This is a genomic window from Micromonospora sp. NPDC005686 (assembly GCF_042871665.1).
In the GTDB taxonomy this organism is placed as follows: Bacteria; Actinomycetota; Actinomycetes; order Mycobacteriales; family Micromonosporaceae; genus Micromonospora.
The window spans coordinates 291,123-307,338 of sequence record NZ_JBIAIY010000006.1; the positions used below are offsets into that span (position 1 = coordinate 291,123).

The following is a 16,216-nucleotide window of genomic DNA, read 5'->3' on the forward strand; positions in this document are numbered from 1 at the left end:
GGTAGTCGTCGTGCAACGCATCCTGTCCAACCAGATTTCCGCCCATGTGGGTGCCACAGTGCGGCTCGCCGGCTGGGTCCACCGTCGCCGGCTGCTCAAGTCGGTGGCCTTCCTGATCCTCCGGGACGCCGCCGGGCTCGCCCAGGTGGTCGTCGCCGCGCCCGTCGTGCGCGAGCAGGTCGAGGCGCTCACCGAGGAGACGGTCGTCGAGGTCGTCGGCACTGTGGTCGCGAACCCCACCGCGCCCGCCGGGGTCGAGGTCGTCGAGCCGACGGTACGTCCGCTCGGGCCGCCCGCCGTCCCGCCCCCGTTCGACCTGTACCGGCCGGCGCTCACCGCCACCCTGCCCACCCAGCTCGACCACGCGCCGGTCGCGCTGCGGCACCCGGTCCGGTCCGCCGCGCTGCGGATCTCAGCGGCGGCCGTGGCCGGCTTCCGGGCCACGCTCGACGGGCAGGGCTTCGTCGAGGTGCACACGCCGAAGGTGGTCGCCTCGTCCACCGAGAGCGGGGCGAACGTGTTCGCGCTCGACTGGTTCGGGCGGCCCGCCTACCTGGCCCAGTCGCCGCAGTTCTACAAGCAGCTCATGGTCGGCGTCTTCGAGCGGGTCTACGAGGTGGGACCGGTGTTCCGCGCCGAGCCGCACGACACGGTGCGCCACCTGGCCCAGTACACGTCGCTCGACGTCGAGCTGGGGTTCGTAACCGACCACCGGGACGTGATGACGGTGCTGCGGAGCACCTTGACCGGCATGGTCGACACCGTCGCCGACCGGGCCGGTGGCGCGCTGGCCACGATCGGCGTGACGGTGCCGTCGGTGCCGGCCGAGATCCCGGCGGTGCACTTCACCGATGCGCTGAAGATCGCCGGGGCGCCGGCCGACGAACCCGACCTGGCGCCGGCGCACGAGCGGGCGCTGGGGGAGTGGGCGCTCCGCGAGCACGGCAGCGACTTCCTCTTCGTCACCGGGTACCCGATGGCGAAGCGTCCCTTCTACACCCATCCGGACCCGGCCCGGCCCGTGTACTCGAACGGTTTCGACCTGCTGTTCCGGGGCGTGGAGCTGGTCACCGGCGGGCAGCGGCTGCACCGGCACGCCGACTACCTGGCCGCGCTGGCGGCGCGGGGCGAGCCGGTCGAGCCGTACGCCGGGTACGTGGACGCGTTCTGGCACGGCATGCCGCCGCACGGCGGCTTCGCGATCGGGCTGGAGCGGTTCGTCGCCCGGCTCACCGGCGCGGCGAACGTCCGGGAGGTGACCGCCTTCCCGCGCGACCTGCACCGCCTCACGCCCTGACGGCTGCGGAGGCCAGCCACGGAGAGTGAGGGAAGGCTGTGTCGCGTCGAAGTGACGCTCCGTGATGATGCGTTCGGGCCGGTTGGGTGCCCTTGTCGGTGGCGGATTGCTCTGAGCAGGGGTAATGGCGAACGGTCTCCCCGAGGGAGGGATGGGTGTCTGTGCCCTTTGCTCTGCAGCCGTGGACGCAACGATCGACCGGTAGTTACCGTCGCGTATGCGGCTGCAGAGCAAAGTCCGCGGAGGGGTGTAAGCCTCGGCTCGGGAGTGTCACTCACGGTGACCGCTCGTGGGTGGGCCGGGCGGGCGGCGATCCGGGCCCGTCGGCACGCGTGTCGAGGGGATGCTCGGGGCCAGGGGAGCAGTCAGGCCGGGCCGAGCAGGTCCCAGGGGTTGCCGGCGATGTCCCGGAAGACCGCGACCCGGCCGTACGGCTCGGTGCGGGGTGGCCGGACGAACTCGACGCCCGCGTCGACCATCCGGCGGTACACCGCCTCGAAGTCGTCGACCCGGAGGAAGAAACCCACCCGGCCGTGGGTCTGGTCGCCCACCGCGCCGGCCTGGTGCTCGCCGTCGGCGCGGGCCAGCAGCAGGCCGGTGCCGCCGCCGGGCGGGCGTACCACCACCCAGCGCTTGGGCCGGCCGTCGTTTGTCAGCGAGGGCGTGTCCTCGGCCAGCTCGAACCCGAGCACCTCGGTGAAGAACGCGACGGCGGGGTCGTACTCGGCCACGACGAGCGTGACCAGGTCGAGCCGCACCCGGCTCAGACCCGGGTCAGCGTCGGCAGGTGCCGCTCGACCACCGGCAGCACGTCGGCGACGGTGATCGGCCGGCCCAGCTCGGCGGTCAGCGAGGTGACCCCGGCGTCGCGGATGCCGCAGGGCACGATCCGGTCGAAGAAGCCCAGGTCACAGTCGCAGTTGATGGAGAAGCCGTGCAGCGTGACGCCGCGGGCCACCCGGATGCCGATAGCGGCCACCTTGCGGGCCGGGCCCTTGTCGTCCTCCGGCACCCACACGCCGCTGCGGCCCTCGACCCGGCCGGCGGCCAGCCCGAACTCGGCGCAGACGTCGATCAGCAGCTGCTCGGTGCGGCGGACGTACGCGACCACGTCGACCGGGTCGGGCAGCCGGACGATCGGGTAGCCGACGAGCTGCCCCGGGCCGTGCCAGGTGATCTTCCCGCCGCGGTCCACGTCCACCACCGGGGTGCCGTCCATCGGCCGGTCCCACGGTTCGGTGCGCTTGCCGGCGGTGTAGACGCTGGGGTGCTCCAGCAGCAGCACGGTGTCGCCCTGCTCGCCGGCCACCACCGCCTCGTGCAGCCGGCGCTGCTCGTCCCAGGCGGCCCGGTAGTCGAGCAGGCCGGCGCGGACGGCGGTCAACCCGGAAGTCGTCACGCTCACCCGTCCAGCCTAGTCCCGCCGTCCGGGAACCGGACCCGTGAGCCTCGTCGCGATCGGGCCGAGGCGGCGGTCAGTCCGGCACCCGCCACAGCCAGACGTCCTCCACCCGCTCGGGCGGACCCAGCAACTCGGTGGCGGTGCGCCGCAGCGCCTCCTCGTCGACGTCGAACTTGGCGCCGTGCACCCGGTCGGGCAGCACGACCGCCTGGACGCCCCAGTAGCGCAGGTCCGCCCGGGACTCGCGGATGCTGCCGTCGGTGATGATCGGCACGAGCCCGGTCCGGCCGGCCTGGTCCATCAGCGAGTCGAAGGTGCGTGGCACCGGGCCGATCCGGCCCCGGCCCTCCGGGCCGCCCGGTCCGAGGAAGAACCCGGACGGGATCCGGAACTCGCCCTGCCGGTGGGCCAGGGCGTACGCCTGCCAGCGCTGCCCGTCCGGGTAGACGTCGACGGTCAGCGGCAGCGGGGTGAGCACCCCGTCGGGCGGGACGTAGCGCTGCCAGGCGCCGGTGGTGATGAACGCCGGGATCGGTTCCCGGATGCTGGTCAGCAGCGGGGTCGGCACCAGCGGCAGCAGCGCGGCGACGAAGCCGAGCGCCCAGGCGAACCCGGTCGACCGGTGCCGGAGCGGGCGGGCGCGCAGCGAGTCGATCGCGTACGCCAGCAGCAGGCCGATCACCGGCGCGACCACGAGCGCCAGCCGGGACGGCAGCGCCGCGTTGATCACCGGCAGGTTGTCCAGCACCCCGAACGGCAGCGTCTGGTCGAAGCGGCGTCCGTTCCACTTGACCGAAGGGCCCCACGACAGCACCGCGAAGACCACAGCCGTCACGCCGAGCGCGGCGAGCGTGGCCCGGAACGCGCGGTCCGCACGCCGCCACAGCAGCGCGAAGCAGGCCAGGGCGAGCAGGAGCAGCGGTACGCCGAAGAACGAGTTCTCCTCGGTCGGGTTGGGCGCCAGCGAGGTGCCCCACCCGGCCCAGCCGGCGAGCGACCGGCGCGGGAACGACCCGTACGCGGCGATGTCCTCGGAGTGGATCAGCGGGTCGAAGCCGGTGCCGTGGAACCGCTGCGGCCCGAGGAAGTGCAACCAGAGCGGGTACGCCAGCAGCGCCCCCGCGACGAGCGCCGTCACGCCCAGCCCGGCGGCCATCCGGGGCAGCGCGGCGCGTACCTCGGACCGGCGGACCGGGTGCAGCGCCCAGACCGCGAGGAACACGCCGAGCGCCAGCGCGGTGAAGAACAGCCCTTCGGCGGCGATCGAGAACGCGGCCGCCACCAGCAGACCCAGCACGATTCCGCCGGTGACCGCCCGGCCGGGCCGGCGCAGCCGGAACACGCCCCAGATCAGCAGCGGCACCAGCCATCCGGCGGTCCAGTTCAGGTGTGCGTTGGCGTGCGACACCATAGCCGGGCAGAAGGCGATGAACAGCGCGCCCACCGCGGCGGCCAGCCGGCTGCGTACCAGGTGGCGGCTGAGCAGCCAGTACCAGGCAACCGCCGTCGCGGCCAGGTTGAGCGTGAGGATCACCAGGAACGTCGCGGGCGGCCCGATCAGGTACGTCAGCGGCGCGAAGACCGCCGCGTACACGGTGATCGAGGTGTTGACCGCGAGGTTCACCCCGTCCGGGACGTTGATGAGCGTGGTGTACAGCGGGTTCTGTCCGTGGGTCAGCGCGTGCCCGCCGAACGCCAGCAGCCACTCGAACAGCGCCTGGTCGCTGGAGTTGACGGTGATGGCGCGGCTGTTCGGATCCCGCCACATGCCACTCGTCACCCAGAGGGCCAGGGCAAGCGCGGCGAGCGTGACCAGCAGGTCGGCACGCCGGTCGCGGACGCGCGCCGGCGCCGGGCCGGTGGCCGGGGACGGGGAGGAGGGCACGCAGCGGACGTTACCAACCGGACCTGGGCAGACCGCCCGGACGCGGAACTCACCCGCACACTTTGGTGGTCGTGAATGTGTGAGCGGCGGCCATACCGGTGTGACGAAACGCGGCCGTAACGTCGCGGCAATCCGGAGGTGACTCAGTTCACATTCCACGATCGGGAGGTCCCGTGCCCCGCTCCTCATCCCTCATCGCCCGCGTCGCCGGGGCGGCGGCCGGAGTCGTGCTGGCCGCGGCCACCGCGCTGGTCGCCGCCCTTCCGGCCCAGGCCGCCACGCTCACCCAGGTCACCGGTTTCGGCTCCAACCCCGGCAACCTGGCCATGTACGCGTACCGCCCGGACGGCCTGCCCGCCGGCGCGCCCGCCGTGGTGCTGCTGCACGGCTGCGTGCAGAACGCCTCCACCTACGTGGCCAACTCCGGCTGGCAGAAGTACGCCGACCAGTGGAAGTTCACGCTCATCGCGCCGCAGCAGCCCAGCGGCAACAACGCCAACTCCTGCTTCAACTGGTTCGAGACCGGCGACACCGCGCGCGGCCAGGGCGAGGCGCTGTCGATCAAGCAGATGGTCGACTACGCGAAGACCAACTACGGCACCGACGCCGCGCGGGTCTACGTCAGCGGCCTCTCCGCCGGTGGCGCGATGAGCGCGGCCATGCTCGCCGCCTACCCGGACGTCTTCGCCGCCGGCTCGATCATCGCCGGCGTCCCGTACCGCTGCGCCACCAGCACCGTCACCGCGTTCAGCTGCATGAGCCCGGGCGTGGACAAGACCCCGGCGCAGTGGGGCGACCTGGTCCGCGGCGCGTACGCCGGCTACACCGGCAAGCGCCCCCGGGTGGCGATCTGGCACGGCACCAGCGACACCACTGTCGCGACCGCGAACGCCGCCGAGTCGCGGGACCAGTGGACCAACGTTCTGGGTGCGCCGACGACGCCCACCAGCACCTCCACGCTGCCGGCCGGCACGAGCCTGGAGGTCTACGGCGCCGACCAGGTACGCCTCTACCGGGTCTCCGGGATGGGCCACGGCACCCCCGTCGACCCGGGCACGGGCGCGGACCAGTGCGGCACCGCCGGGGCGTACTTCCTGGACACCATCTGTTCGACGTACCGGGACGCGGTCTTCTTCGGGCTCGGCGGTGGCGGCGCCTCGCCGAGCCCGACCCCGACGGCGACCGCCTCGCCCTCGCCGACCGCCTCGCCCTCGCCGACCAGCGCGCCGGTCTGTGTCACCGCGAGCAACTACGCGCACGTCGTGGCCGGGCGGGCCTACCAGTCCGGCGGGTACGCGTACGCGCTCGGCAGCGGGCAGCGGATGGGCCTCTACAACACCTTCTACACGAGCACGCTCAAGCAGACCGGGCCCGCGTACTGGGTGATCGGCTGCTGAACCGCCGCGCCGCCCTCCCGGTCAGCCGGTGAGGGCGGCGCGCAGCGCGCCCGGCAGGTCCGGGTGCGTCCAGCGGAAGCCGGCCCGGTCGAGCACGCCCGGCAGCACCCGCGTGCTGGTCAGCGCCTCCTGCGCGAAGCCGCCGAGCGCGACCTTCAGTGCCAGCGCCGGGATCGGCATGACCGCCGGGCGGTGCAGTTGAGCGGCCAGTTCCCGGGTGAACTCGGCGTTCGTCACCGGTGCCGGGCCGACCACGTTCACCGGGCCGGCCACGTCGTCGCGGTTCAGCAGGAACGTCGCGGCGTCGAGCCAGTCCCGCATCGAGATCCACGGCAGCCACTGCCGCCCGTTGCCCAGCTTGCCGCCGACGCCGAGCCGGAACGGCAGGAGCTGTGGCTTGAGCAGGCCGCCGTCGCGGTGCAGCGGCAGTCCGGTACGCAGGCGGACCACCCGTACGCCGGCATCCTCGGCCGGGCGGGTCGCGGCCTCCCAGACCCGGCAGACGTCGGCGAGGAACCCGTCACCGGCCGGCGTCTCCTCGGTGACCGTCCGGTCGCCGGTGTCGCCGTACCAGCCGACGGCGGAGGAGTTCAGCAGCACCGCGGGCCGGTCGGCGGCGGGCAGGCCGGCGATCGTGATGGCGAGTGTGGTGGTGCTGTCCACCCGGCTGGTCCGGATCACCCTCCGGTAGTCGTCGTTCCAGCGCTTGTCGCCCACCCCCGCGCCGGCCAGGTTCACCACCGCGTCGGCCCCGGCGACGCACTGCGGGTCCAGTTGCGCGGCGGACGGGTTCCACCGCCGCTCGGCGGGCGTGCGCGGTGGGCGGCGGACCAGGCGGGTGACCTGGTGGCCGTCCGCGGTGAGGCAGTCGACCAGTCGGGTGCCGAGGAAGCCGGACACGCCGGCCATGAGGATCCGCATGTTCACATCTTCGAGTACGGAGCGGGATTCGGATGCCTTGAGCGAAATCACTCACTCGTCACGCCGGCCGCTTGCGTACCGGCCGACGCCGCGCATCAGTCGGCCGGTGGCCGTGCGGCCGAGCCGGTCAGGCGCCGGCCGGGACGGTGCGCAGGTCGGCGAGCAGGCGTTCCACCTCGGCGAACGCGTCCTGCGGCAGCGGCCCGTACGCCAGCGCGCCCAGGTTCTCCTCGGCCTGCGCCACAGTCCGGCAGCCGGGGATCGGCAGCGTGTGCGGGCTGCGGGCGAGCAGCCAGCCGAGCGCGCCCTGGGCGAGGGTCCGGCCGTCGGCGGTCAGCGCCTCGCGGACCCGGGCCACCCGCTGCGCCCACTCGGCGCGGGGTACGCCACCGGAGAACCAGTCCAGCCACTCCGGCGCCACGCCGCGCACGTCGTCGCCGCCCCGGGCGGCCGGCGCGTCCTGGTACTTCGCGGTGAGCAGGCCCATCGCCAGCGGCCCCCGGTTGAGGCTGGCCAGGTCGAACTCCGCGCACACCGCGAGCATGGCGGCGTTGTCCCGCAGCACCGACTGGTCGTGCTGGATCGCCGCGCAGTGCGCTCCCGCCCCGGCGAAGGCGCGCGCCGAGGCGGGGTCGTCGGTGCTCCACCCGTACGCCCGGATCTTGCCTTCGGTCACCAGGTCCTCCAGCGTGCCGACGAGGTCCAGTGCCCGCGGCACCGGCAGGCCGCCCAGGTGGAGCTGGTAGAGGTCGACGTGCTCGGTGCCGAGCCGGCGCAGCGAGCCCTCCAGGCTGCGGCGCGGGTATTCGGCTGTGGCGTCCTCACCGAGCGCCTGGCGGGTCTCCTCGTCGGTGGGGTAGCCGAACTTGGTGGCGATGACCGCCCGCTCCCGGCGGCCGGCGAGCGCGCGCCCGAGCACCCGCTCGCTGTGCCCCGCGCCGTAGTTGCTGGAGGTGTCGAAGAGCGTCGCGCCCAGGTCGAGAGCCCGGTGGACGGTGCGTACCGACTCGTCGTCGTCCACCTCGCCCCAGCCGAGCGGTTGGCTGCCGTCCCAGAGGGGCCCGCCGATCGCCCAGCAGCCCATCCCGATCGCGCTGACCTCGATGCCGCTGCGGCCCAGCCGTCGTGTCGTCGTCATGGGCACAGTGTTCACTGTCGAGCGTGCTCGAAGTCCAGCTCTTTTCCCGCCAGCCGGGGCAGGAGCGGGGCGAGCGCGTCGACGGCCCCGGCACGTACCACGAAGCGGGTGACGCCCCAGCGGCGTTTGTGCCCGGCCACCGCGGCGACGATCTCGTCGGCGGTGCCGACGAGCACGAACGGGGTGGCCAGCACCTCCGCCGGAGTGAGTCCGGTCTCGGCGGCCGTCACGGCGGCGGCCGCCTCGGCGTCGTCGGTGACGGCGACGTGCTGGACCAGCGCCTCCAGGACCGGCGGCGTCTCCCGGCCGGCCGCTCCGGCCGCCACGTGCGCGAGCTGCGCCTCGATCTGGTCGGCCCGCCACCTGACCTCGTGCTGGTGGCCGTCGGGCAGGGTACGGCCGAAACCGGTCAGGCCCACCACGTCGGCGTGCGCCCCGGCCCAGCGCAGCAGCGTCGAGTTGGCGGTGCCCACCGTCAGCGGGACGCGGTCCTGGACCGGCCGGGGCTCCTTGAGGCGGGCCGCGTACGCGCTCAGCTCCTCGGTGTCCACAGTGACCTCGTCGCCGGCCAGCAGCGCCCGTACCGTCTCGGCCACCGCGACGCAGCGGCGGACCCGGCCGGCGACGCCGGGGCGCTCGCGCCCGACGGCCCGCCACTCGGCCGGGGTGTGGCCCGCGCCGATACCGAGCCGGGCCCGCCCGCCGGAGACCACGTCCAGGGTGGCGACGTCGGCGGCGAGCAGGATCGGCTCCCGGACGGCGGCGTTCGAGACGTACGAGCCGAGGCCCAGCGTGCTGGTCACCGCCGCCGCGGCGGCCAGCGCGACGAACGGCGACGCGCAGTCGCCGGGGTGGTCGGCGGCGAACAACGCGTCGAAACCGGCGGCCTCGACGGTTCGGGCCAGCTCGGTCCAGCTCGCCGCGTCGGTGGGCTGGGACTGCACGGAGAAGGTCGCCATCGGCCCAGCATCGGCGCGTGCGCGGCGGTGGGCCACCCCGCACGCGCCGATTCTGCCGACGGCCGAACCCTCGGCGCCCTGTGCGGTCGTCGCGGGCGCGTGGTTCACCCGTTCTCGTCGCGGTCCTCCGGTGGCTCGTGCCATCGGGCCCGCCAGGCCGCCTCGTGCGCCTCGTGGCTGGCGCGTTCCTCGAACACCAGCCTCCGCAGCGCGTGCCGGCCCTCGGCGAAGACGATCACCTCGACGGCCACCATGCCCACGGTGACGGCGGTCAGCATGCCCAGCGCGACCAGTCCCGGCACCCGTTCCGCGGCCGGGATGGTCACGCCGAGCAGCAACGCCGTGCCGACCCGGGTCCAGCTCAGCGTGTGCAGGGTACGGAGCTGGAACAGCATGTTGCCGCAGAGGTAGCAGATGACGCCGCCGAACAGCAGTGGCACGCCGGGACCGTGCGCCGGCTCGCCGGGCGGCACGTTCGGGTCGGCGATCCCGTGCACGATCGTCTCGGCGCCGAGCGCGAACAGGATGATGCCCGCGATCATCGGCAGGAACAGGTACGCGTACGCGTCCCGGGCCATCGCCACCCGAGGGCCGTCCTGCGCGGCGTGCAACGCGATCCGGGCGGCCGGCCCGACCATGTCGTAGTGCGCCCACCAGAGCGCGGCGGTGAAGAAGATGCCGAGCACCGACGCCGTCACGGCCGGCCAGGTGGGCGGCTGCCCGCGCAGGTTGCTGCCCACGCCCACCGAGATGACCGACTCGCCCAGCGCGATGATCAGGATGAGGTCGTACCGCTCGGTCCAGTGTTCGGCCGACGCGACGCCCCAGCCCCAGGTGCCGGCGAGGATGCCGGTGCCGTACTGGAGCAGGATGGCAGCGCCCCACAGCACGTCCCGGAGCACGGCCGCCGAGAACAGGTCGTCGATCCGCGGCGGCAGCAGTGCGGCGATCAGCAGCAGCGCGGTGCTGCCGATCAGCTCCGGGGCGAACCGGATCAGCTGCCGGCGCTCGTTCGGGCTGTCCCGGACGGCGTGCCGGTAGAGCAGGAGGTGCACCACCCGCAGGACGGTGTAGCTGAGCGCCGCGACCATCGGCCCGGCCGCGTTGCCGTGCGGGTCGCGGAACGCGTTCGGCAGTGACAGCGCGAACGTGAACAGCGCGGCCATGCCGACTGTCATGAGCACCGGGACGAAGCCCTCGCCGAGGCGTACCCGGGTGGCGACCACGCTGTGCACCACCCACGACCACCAGAGCACGGCGAGGACCAGCAGCGCGTGCAGCAGCGCCCCGCCGGTCACCTGGAGCGCGGTGGCCCGGGTGATGATGAAGAACGAGAAGACGAAGACCAGGTCGAAGAAGATCTCGAAACGGTCCACCCGGGCGCCCGGGGCCACCGGCACGGCCGGCCCCAGGCGTCCCCGCCACCCGTACGAGCCCACCGGCCGAGTCTGTCAGCGTGGGTCCGGGCCGCGGGCCGATTCCGGTCAGTCCAGCCGGTGGCGCACGCCCTGGTCCGCCCTGGCACGAGAAAGGGCGCGCGGCGTGTCGCCGCGCGCCCTTCAGCCGTATCGGATCTACAGACCCAGCTCGGCCTCGAAGTTGCCGCCCTCCAGCCGCTCCTTCACCGCGGTGAGGAAGCGGGCCGCGTCGGCGCCGTCGATCAGCCGGTGGTCGTACGACATGGCCAGGTAGACCATCGACCGGATCGCGACGACCTCACCCAGCTCCGGGTCGTTCACGACGACCGGGCGCTTCACCACGGCGCCCGTGCCGAGCATCGCCGACTGCGGCGACGGCACGATCGGGGTGTCGAACAGGGCGCCCCGGCTGCCGGTGTTGGTGAGCGTGAAGGTCGCCCCGGCCATCTCGTCCGGGGTGATCTTGTTGGCCCGGGTGCGCTCGGCCAGGTCGGCGATCCGCTTGGCGATGCCGCCCATGTTGAGGTCACCGGCGTTGTGGATGACCGGCACGAGCAGCCCGCGCTCGGTGTCCACCGCGATACCCAGGTGCTCCGCTGCCGGGTAGGTGATCGTCCCGCCGTCCAGGTCCATGCTGGCCTGGATGATCGGGTACGTCTGGAGCGCCTCGATCGCGGCCAGCGCGAAGAACGGCAGGAAGGACAGCTTCACGCCGTGCTTGGCCTGGAACGAGTCCTTGGCCCGCGCCCGCAGCCTGGCGACCTTGGTGACGTCGACCTCGACGACGGTGGTCAGCTGCGCCGTCTCGTGCAGCGACTGCTGCATCCGCTTGGCGATGGTGGCCCGGATCCGCGGCAGCTTCTCCGTGGTGCCCCGCTTGGCGCTCGGCTCCGGCTTGGCGGCCGGCTTGGCCGGGGCCTCGGCCTTGGCGGCCGGCGCGGCCGCAGCCGGCTCCGGCTTGGCAGCCTTCGCCTTCTCGGCCGCCTCCAGCACGTCCTGCTTGCGGATGCGGCCACCCACGCCGGTGCCCTTGAGCGAGCCCAGGTCCACGCCGTGCTCGGCAGCGAGCTTGCGCACCAGCGGCGTCACGTACCCGGCGGCGTCCTCGCCGTACTCGGCCGGGACGCTCGGGCGCTGCTGGGCGGCCGGCGCGGCCGGCTGGGCCGCCGCCTCGGCCTTGGCCGGCTGCGCGGCCTGCTCCGTCTCGGCGGCCGGCTCGTTGTAGGACGCGCCCGGGGTGGGCTCCTCGACCTTCGGCTCCGGCTTCGGCTCGGCCTTGGGCTCGGGCTCGGGCTCGGGCTCGGGCTCGGGCTTCGCCTCGGCCTTGGGCTCCGGCTTGGGTTCGGGCTTCGGCTCCGCCTTCGCGGGCGCGGCGCCGGCCACCCCGACGATCGCCAGCACGGCGCCGACGTCGGCGGTCTCGTCCTCGGCGACCTTGATCTCCTGCAGCGTGCCGGCGACCGGCGACGGGATCTCGGTGTCGACCTTGTCGGTGGAGACCTCCAGCAGGGGCTCGTCGACCTCGACGGTCTCGCCGACCTGCTTGAGCCAGCGGGTGACGGTGCCCTCGGTGACGCTCTCGCCCAGGGCCGGCATGGTCACCGGCGTGCCCTCACCGGACGGCGCGGCGGGCTCGGCGGGCTCCTCGACGGCCGGCTGCTCGGCCTCGGCGTCCGGCTCGGCGGCGGCCTCCTCGGCCTCCTCGGCCTGCTCCGGCTCGGGGCCGGTGCCCTCGGCGGCGGCCGTCGGCTCGGTGGCCGGCTCGGCCTCCTGGGTGGGCGCCGCGCCGGCGTCCTCGCCCTCACCGGCGATGACGGCCAACTCGCTGCCGACCTCGGCGGTCTCGTCCTCGCCGACCACGATCCGGCTCAGCACGCCCGCCGCGGGCGACGGGATCTCGGTGTCGACCTTGTCGGTCGACACCTCCAGCAGGGGCTCGTCGACCTCGACGGTGTCACCCTCCTGCTTGAGCCAGCGCGTGACGGTGCCCTCGGTGACGCTCTCGCCGAGCCGGGGCATGGTGACCGATACCGGCATGTTCTCCAGACTCCTTTGTTCCCCTGGTGGGATCATCGCCCGTCGCCGGACGCCGCGGTTGTCGTGGTCAGTTGTGCGCGTGCAGCGGCTTGCCGGCCAGGGCCAGGTGCGCCTCGCCCAGAGCCTCGTTCTGCGTCGGGTGGGCGTGCACGAGCTGCGCCACCTCGGCCGGGTACGCCTCCCAGTTGTAGATGAGCTGCGCCTCGCCGATCAGCTCACCGACCCGGGCGCCGACCATGTGCACGCCGACCACCGGGCCGTCGTCCACCCGGACCAGCTTGACGTGGCCGGTGGTCTTGAGGATCTGGCTCTTGCCGTTGCCGCCCAGCGGGTAGTTGTACGTCTTGACCTTGTCGGCGCCGTACTGCTCCTTGGCCTTCGCCTCGGTCAGGCCGACCGACGCCAGCTCCGGGTCGCAGTAGGTGACGCGCGGGATGCCGGCCTCGTCGATCACGGCCGGGTTCTTCCCGGCGATCTCCTCGGCGACGAAGATGCCCTGCTGGAAGCCGCGGTGCGCGAGCTGCAGGCCCGGCACGATGTCGCCGACCGCGTAGATGTTCGGCACGCTGGTGCGCAGCCGCTCGTCCGTCAGCACGTAGCCGCGGTCCATCTTGACGCCCTGCTCCTCGTAACCGAGGCCGGCGGTGTTCGGGCCGCGGCCCACGGCGACGAGCAGCAGCTCGGCCTCGACCGTGTCGCCGCCGGAGATGGTCAGCTTCACGCCCTTGTCGGTCTTCTCGACCTTCTCGAACGGCTTGCCGACCTTGAAGTTGATCTTCCGCTTGCGGAACGCCCGCTCCAGCGCCTTGGACGACTCCTCGTCCTCGGCGGCGACCAGCCGGGGCAGCGCCTCGACGATGGTCACGTCCACGCCGAAGGACTTCCAGACGCTGGCGAACTCGACGCCGATGACGCCGCCGCCGAGCACGATCGCCGAGGACGGGATGCGGTCCATGGTGAGCGCGTGGTCGCTGGTGATGATCCGCTCGCCGTCGACGTCCAGACCGGGCAGCGTCTTCGCGTACGAGCCGGAGGCGAGCACCACGTTGCGGCCGGTGTAGCGCTTGCCGTCCACCTCGACGACGTTCTTGCCGACCAGCTTGCCGGCGCCGGCCACGAAGGTGATCTTCTTGTTGCCGCCCACCAGGCCCTGCAAGCCCTTGTACAGGCGGGCGATCACGCCGTCCTTGTACGAGTTGACCGCCTTCATGTCGATGCCCACGAGCTCGGCCTTCACGCCGAACTGCTCGGACTCGCGGGTCTGGTCGGCGATCTCGGCGGCGTGCAGCAGCGCCTTGGTCGGGATGCACCCGTTGTGCAGGCAGGTCCCGCCGAGCTTGCTCTTCTCGATGAGGGCGACGGAGAGGTCCAGCTGGGCGGCACGCAGCGCCGCCGCGTAGCCGCCGCTACCACCTCCGAGGATGACGATGTCGAAGGTCGTGTCGTTCGGCTCGCTCACATCCAACTCCCAGTTCGCGTCACTGCATCGGGGGTTACGGCGGAGTAACAGGCACACCCCACCTCGGTCATCTTGTCACCACCACGGACCGGGCGCGTACCGAGGTGCCCAACGACACGTCGGTGACACGTACCCTTGGCACCGTCTTCGATCACGCGTGGGGGAGGAGTGGATTCGGTGGGGCTGTTCCGACGACGCAAGCGGGCGGCCCCGGCGAGCCGCGACCGCGCCGCCGACCGCGCCGATCTGGACCATTTGGAGAACTTCGTCCGGACCCGCAAGGGTGTCGAGGCGTACATCGAGCCCCGGACGACGGTCACCGAGACCACCGTCATGCTGATCGCCGACGACGGCGAGTGGACGCGGCGGCGGGTGGGCGGGCCGGACGAGGCCCGCCGCTGGGCGCACCGGACCGCCATCCCGATCTACGACGTGCGGCTGATGGGCTACCCGCAGCGCATGCGCGACTACAACGAGCGCCGCAAGCGCCGCCCCGAGCTGTACTGAGCTGTCCGAGCGCAAGTGCGGAGAAGGGCCCCTTCCGCAACGCCAGGCGTTGCGGAAGGGGCCCTTCCTGACAACTTCAGCCGTTGGCGGCGACGTCCTCGACCAGGTGCACGAGCGTACGCACCGGCACGCCGGTGCCACCCTTGGTCCAGTAACCGGTCGCCTCGCCCGAGTGGTAGCCCGGACCGGCGATGTCGATGTGCGCCCATGCCACGTCGTCGGTGACGAACTCGCGCAGGAACACGCCGCCCTGGAGCATGTGCCCGGCCCGGTCCATCCCGGCGTTGACCTGCGAGATGTCCGCGACGTCGGACTCCATGCCCTTGCGCACGTCGTCCGGCAGCGGCATCGGCCAGGCCGGCTCGCCGGTCGCGTCACCGGCCACCCGCACCCGCTCGCACAGCTCCGGGGTGCCCATCACGCCGGCGATCCGCTTGCCCAGCGCGATCACCTGCCCGCCGGTCAGCGTCGAGGTCTCGAACAGGTAGTCCGCGCCGTCCGCGCAGGCCCGCGCCATCGCGTCGGCCAGCACCATCCGGCCCTCGGCGTCGGTGTTCAGCACCTCCACCTTCTTGCCGTTGAACATGCTGATCACGTCGCCCGGCCGGTAGCTGGTGCCCGACGGCATGTTCTCCGCCATCGGCAGGTAGCCGGTGACGGTCACCGACGGCTTCAGCGCCGCGACCGCCAGCATGGCAGCGCCGACCGCCGCCGCGCCGGCCATGTCCGACTTCATCTCCCACATGCCCTGCGCCGGCTTGATCGAGATGCCGCCGGTGTCGAACGTGATGCCCTTGCCGACCAGCGCGACCCGCTTGCCGTTGCCGCCGCCCTCGGGCGTGTAGGTGAGCTTCACCAGCCGCGGCGGGGCCTCGGAGCCCTGACCGACGGCCAGGATGCCGCCGTAGCCGCCGGCCTTCAGCGCCGCCTCGTCCAGCACCTCGACCTCCAGCCCCGCCTCGCGGGCGGCGGCGGAGACGACGTCGGCGAACGCCGGGGGACGCAGCTCGTTCGGCGCGGTGTTCACCCAGTCCCGGCTGGTGCGCACCGCGCCGGCCACCGCCTGCGCCCGCGCGACCTCGGCCTGCGCGGTCGCGTCGGCCGCGTCCGGCACCGCCACCAGCACCTCGGCCACCGGCTCCCGCCGGGTCGGCTGCGGCTTGGTCTTGTAGCCGGCGAACCGGTAGCCGCCCAGCAGCGCGCCCTCGGCGACCGCGCGCAGCGCGGCCGGGGCGTCGGCGTCGTCGGGCAGCGGCAGGGCCAGGGCGACGCGCGAGGCGCCGGCCAGCGCCCGCACCGCCGCACCGGCGGCCCGGCGCAGCGACTCCGGGGCCGGAGCGGCGCCCGAGGGCTCCGGGCCGAGGCCGACGGCCACGACCAGCGGTGCGGTCACGGTGCCCAGCGTGGCCAGCTTGATCACCTCGCCCGGGCCACCGGTCGCGCCGAGCAGGGCCAGCGTCTCGGTCAGCTTTCCGTCGAACGCGGCGGCGATGCTCTCCCCGCCGGTGGCCAGCAGCAGGGCGTGGGCGGCTGCGCCGCTGCCCGGCTCGGTGGTCTGGCTGTGCACGCCGATCACGATCGCGTCGACGGCGAGTTCGGCGGGGTCGGTGTCGACCAGGCTGAGGGTGGTGCGGGGCGATGTCACGAAAGCTACTCCGGGCGGGCCGGGCCGGCCGCGTCGTCGCGTACCGGCGATGAAGTGTCTCCGGCGGCAACCTACCCGCCGGGAGGCATGGCTGTCCCGCCGATGCGTGCCGACGGGATCCCGCCGATGCTATCCACAGCAGCCCCGGCCG

General features: G+C 73.2%; 13 protein-coding genes. 3 read left to right on the forward strand and 10 right to left on the reverse strand.

The window, feature by feature from the left end:
• Positions 1–10 precede the first annotated feature (10 nt).
• Positions 11–1,297 carry an aspartate--tRNA(Asn) ligase gene (gene aspS / locus ACFYON_RS16720; protein WP_354869841.1) on the forward strand — a complete coding sequence of 429 codons (1,287 nt, stop codon included), beginning with the start codon at positions 11–13 and terminating at the stop codon, positions 1,295–1,297.
• Between the two features lie 365 nt (positions 1,298–1,662).
• On the opposite strand, the gene ACFYON_RS16725 is transcribed toward aspS, so the two are convergent.
• The 3 genes from ACFYON_RS16725 to ACFYON_RS16735 form a co-directional block, all read right to left on the reverse strand.
• On the reverse strand, positions 1,663–2,055 hold the full coding sequence (locus ACFYON_RS16725) for a VOC family protein (RefSeq protein ID WP_354869844.1): 393 nt from the start codon (positions 2,053–2,055) through the stop codon (positions 1,663–1,665).
• A 5-nt stretch (positions 2,056–2,060) separates the two neighbouring features.
• On the reverse strand, positions 2,061–2,702 hold the full coding sequence (gene lipB, locus ACFYON_RS16730; RefSeq protein ID WP_354869846.1) for a lipoyl(octanoyl) transferase LipB: 642 nt from the start codon (positions 2,700–2,702) through the stop codon (positions 2,061–2,063).
• A gap of 70 nt (positions 2,703–2,772) precedes the next feature.
• Positions 2,773–4,584: a DUF2079 domain-containing protein gene (locus ACFYON_RS16735; RefSeq protein WP_354869849.1), complete on the reverse strand. Its 1,812-nt coding sequence runs from the start codon at positions 4,582–4,584 to the stop codon at positions 2,773–2,775.
• Positions 4,585–4,757: 173 nt separating this feature from the next.
• Between ACFYON_RS16735 and ACFYON_RS16740 the strand changes: the two genes are divergently transcribed.
• Complete coding sequence (locus ACFYON_RS16740) at positions 4,758–5,981, forward strand: PHB depolymerase family esterase (protein ID WP_354869852.1); 1,224 nt, start codon at positions 4,758–4,760, stop codon at positions 5,979–5,981.
• A gap of 21 nt (positions 5,982–6,002) precedes the next feature.
• On the opposite strand, the gene ACFYON_RS16745 is transcribed toward ACFYON_RS16740, so the two are convergent.
• From ACFYON_RS16745 to lpdA, 6 genes are all read right to left on the reverse strand, one after another.
• The gene (locus ACFYON_RS16745) at positions 6,003–6,902 is read right to left on the reverse strand and encodes a TIGR01777 family oxidoreductase (protein ID WP_354869854.1); all 900 of its coding nucleotides are present in this window, start codon (positions 6,900–6,902) and stop codon (positions 6,003–6,005) included.
• A 127-nt stretch (positions 6,903–7,029) separates the two neighbouring features.
• Positions 7,030–8,040 (reverse strand): aldo/keto reductase, encoded by a 1,011-nt coding sequence (locus ACFYON_RS16750; protein WP_355015295.1) that lies wholly within the window; start codon positions 8,038–8,040, stop codon positions 7,030–7,032.
• An 11-nt stretch (positions 8,041–8,051) separates the two neighbouring features.
• A complete protein-coding gene (locus ACFYON_RS16755) occupies positions 8,052–8,999 on the reverse strand; it encodes an LLM class flavin-dependent oxidoreductase (protein WP_355047463.1) in 948 nt (315 codons plus the stop codon).
• 104 nt (positions 9,000–9,103) lie between these two features.
• A complete protein-coding gene (locus ACFYON_RS16760; protein WP_355047462.1) occupies positions 9,104–10,438 on the reverse strand; it encodes a low temperature requirement protein A in 1,335 nt (444 codons plus the stop codon).
• Between the two features lie 135 nt (positions 10,439–10,573).
• Positions 10,574–12,454 carry a 2-oxoglutarate dehydrogenase, E2 component, dihydrolipoamide succinyltransferase gene (gene sucB, locus ACFYON_RS16765; protein ID WP_354869865.1) on the reverse strand — a complete coding sequence of 627 codons (1,881 nt, stop codon included), beginning with the start codon at positions 12,452–12,454 and terminating at the stop codon, positions 10,574–10,576.
• 67 nt (positions 12,455–12,521) lie between these two features.
• Positions 12,522–13,913 carry a dihydrolipoyl dehydrogenase gene (gene lpdA, locus ACFYON_RS16770; protein WP_354869868.1) on the reverse strand — a complete coding sequence of 464 codons (1,392 nt, stop codon included), beginning with the start codon at positions 13,911–13,913 and terminating at the stop codon, positions 12,522–12,524.
• A gap of 177 nt (positions 13,914–14,090) precedes the next feature.
• On the opposite strand from lpdA, the gene ACFYON_RS16775 reads away from it, so the two are divergent.
• Positions 14,091–14,420: a hypothetical protein gene (locus ACFYON_RS16775; RefSeq protein ID WP_354869870.1), complete on the forward strand. Its 330-nt coding sequence runs from the start codon at positions 14,091–14,093 to the stop codon at positions 14,418–14,420.
• Between the two features lie 76 nt (positions 14,421–14,496).
• Here the strand turns inward: ACFYON_RS16775 and ACFYON_RS16780 are convergent, their stop codons facing one another.
• A complete protein-coding gene (locus ACFYON_RS16780; RefSeq protein WP_354869872.1) occupies positions 14,497–16,065 on the reverse strand; it encodes a leucyl aminopeptidase in 1,569 nt (522 codons plus the stop codon).
• Between the last annotated feature and the right edge of the window lie 151 nt (positions 16,066–16,216).

What these genes read in the sequence shown, in the direction of transcription:
- ACFYON_RS16745 (WP_354869854.1), bottom strand. Translation starts at nt 6,902, where the DNA reads ATGCGGATCCTCATGGCCGGCGTGTCCGGCTTCCTCGGCACCCGACTG.
- ACFYON_RS16750 (WP_355015295.1), bottom strand. Translation starts at nt 8,040, where the DNA reads ATGACGACGACACGACGGCTGGGCCGCAGCGGCATCGAGGTCAGCGCG.
- ACFYON_RS16755 (WP_355047463.1), bottom strand. Translation starts at nt 8,999, where the DNA reads ATGGCGACCTTCTCCGTGCAGTCCCAGCCCACCGACGCGGCGAGCTGG.
- sucB (WP_354869865.1), bottom strand. Translation starts at nt 12,454, where the DNA reads ATGCCGGTATCGGTCACCATGCCCCGGCTCGGCGAGAGCGTCACCGAG.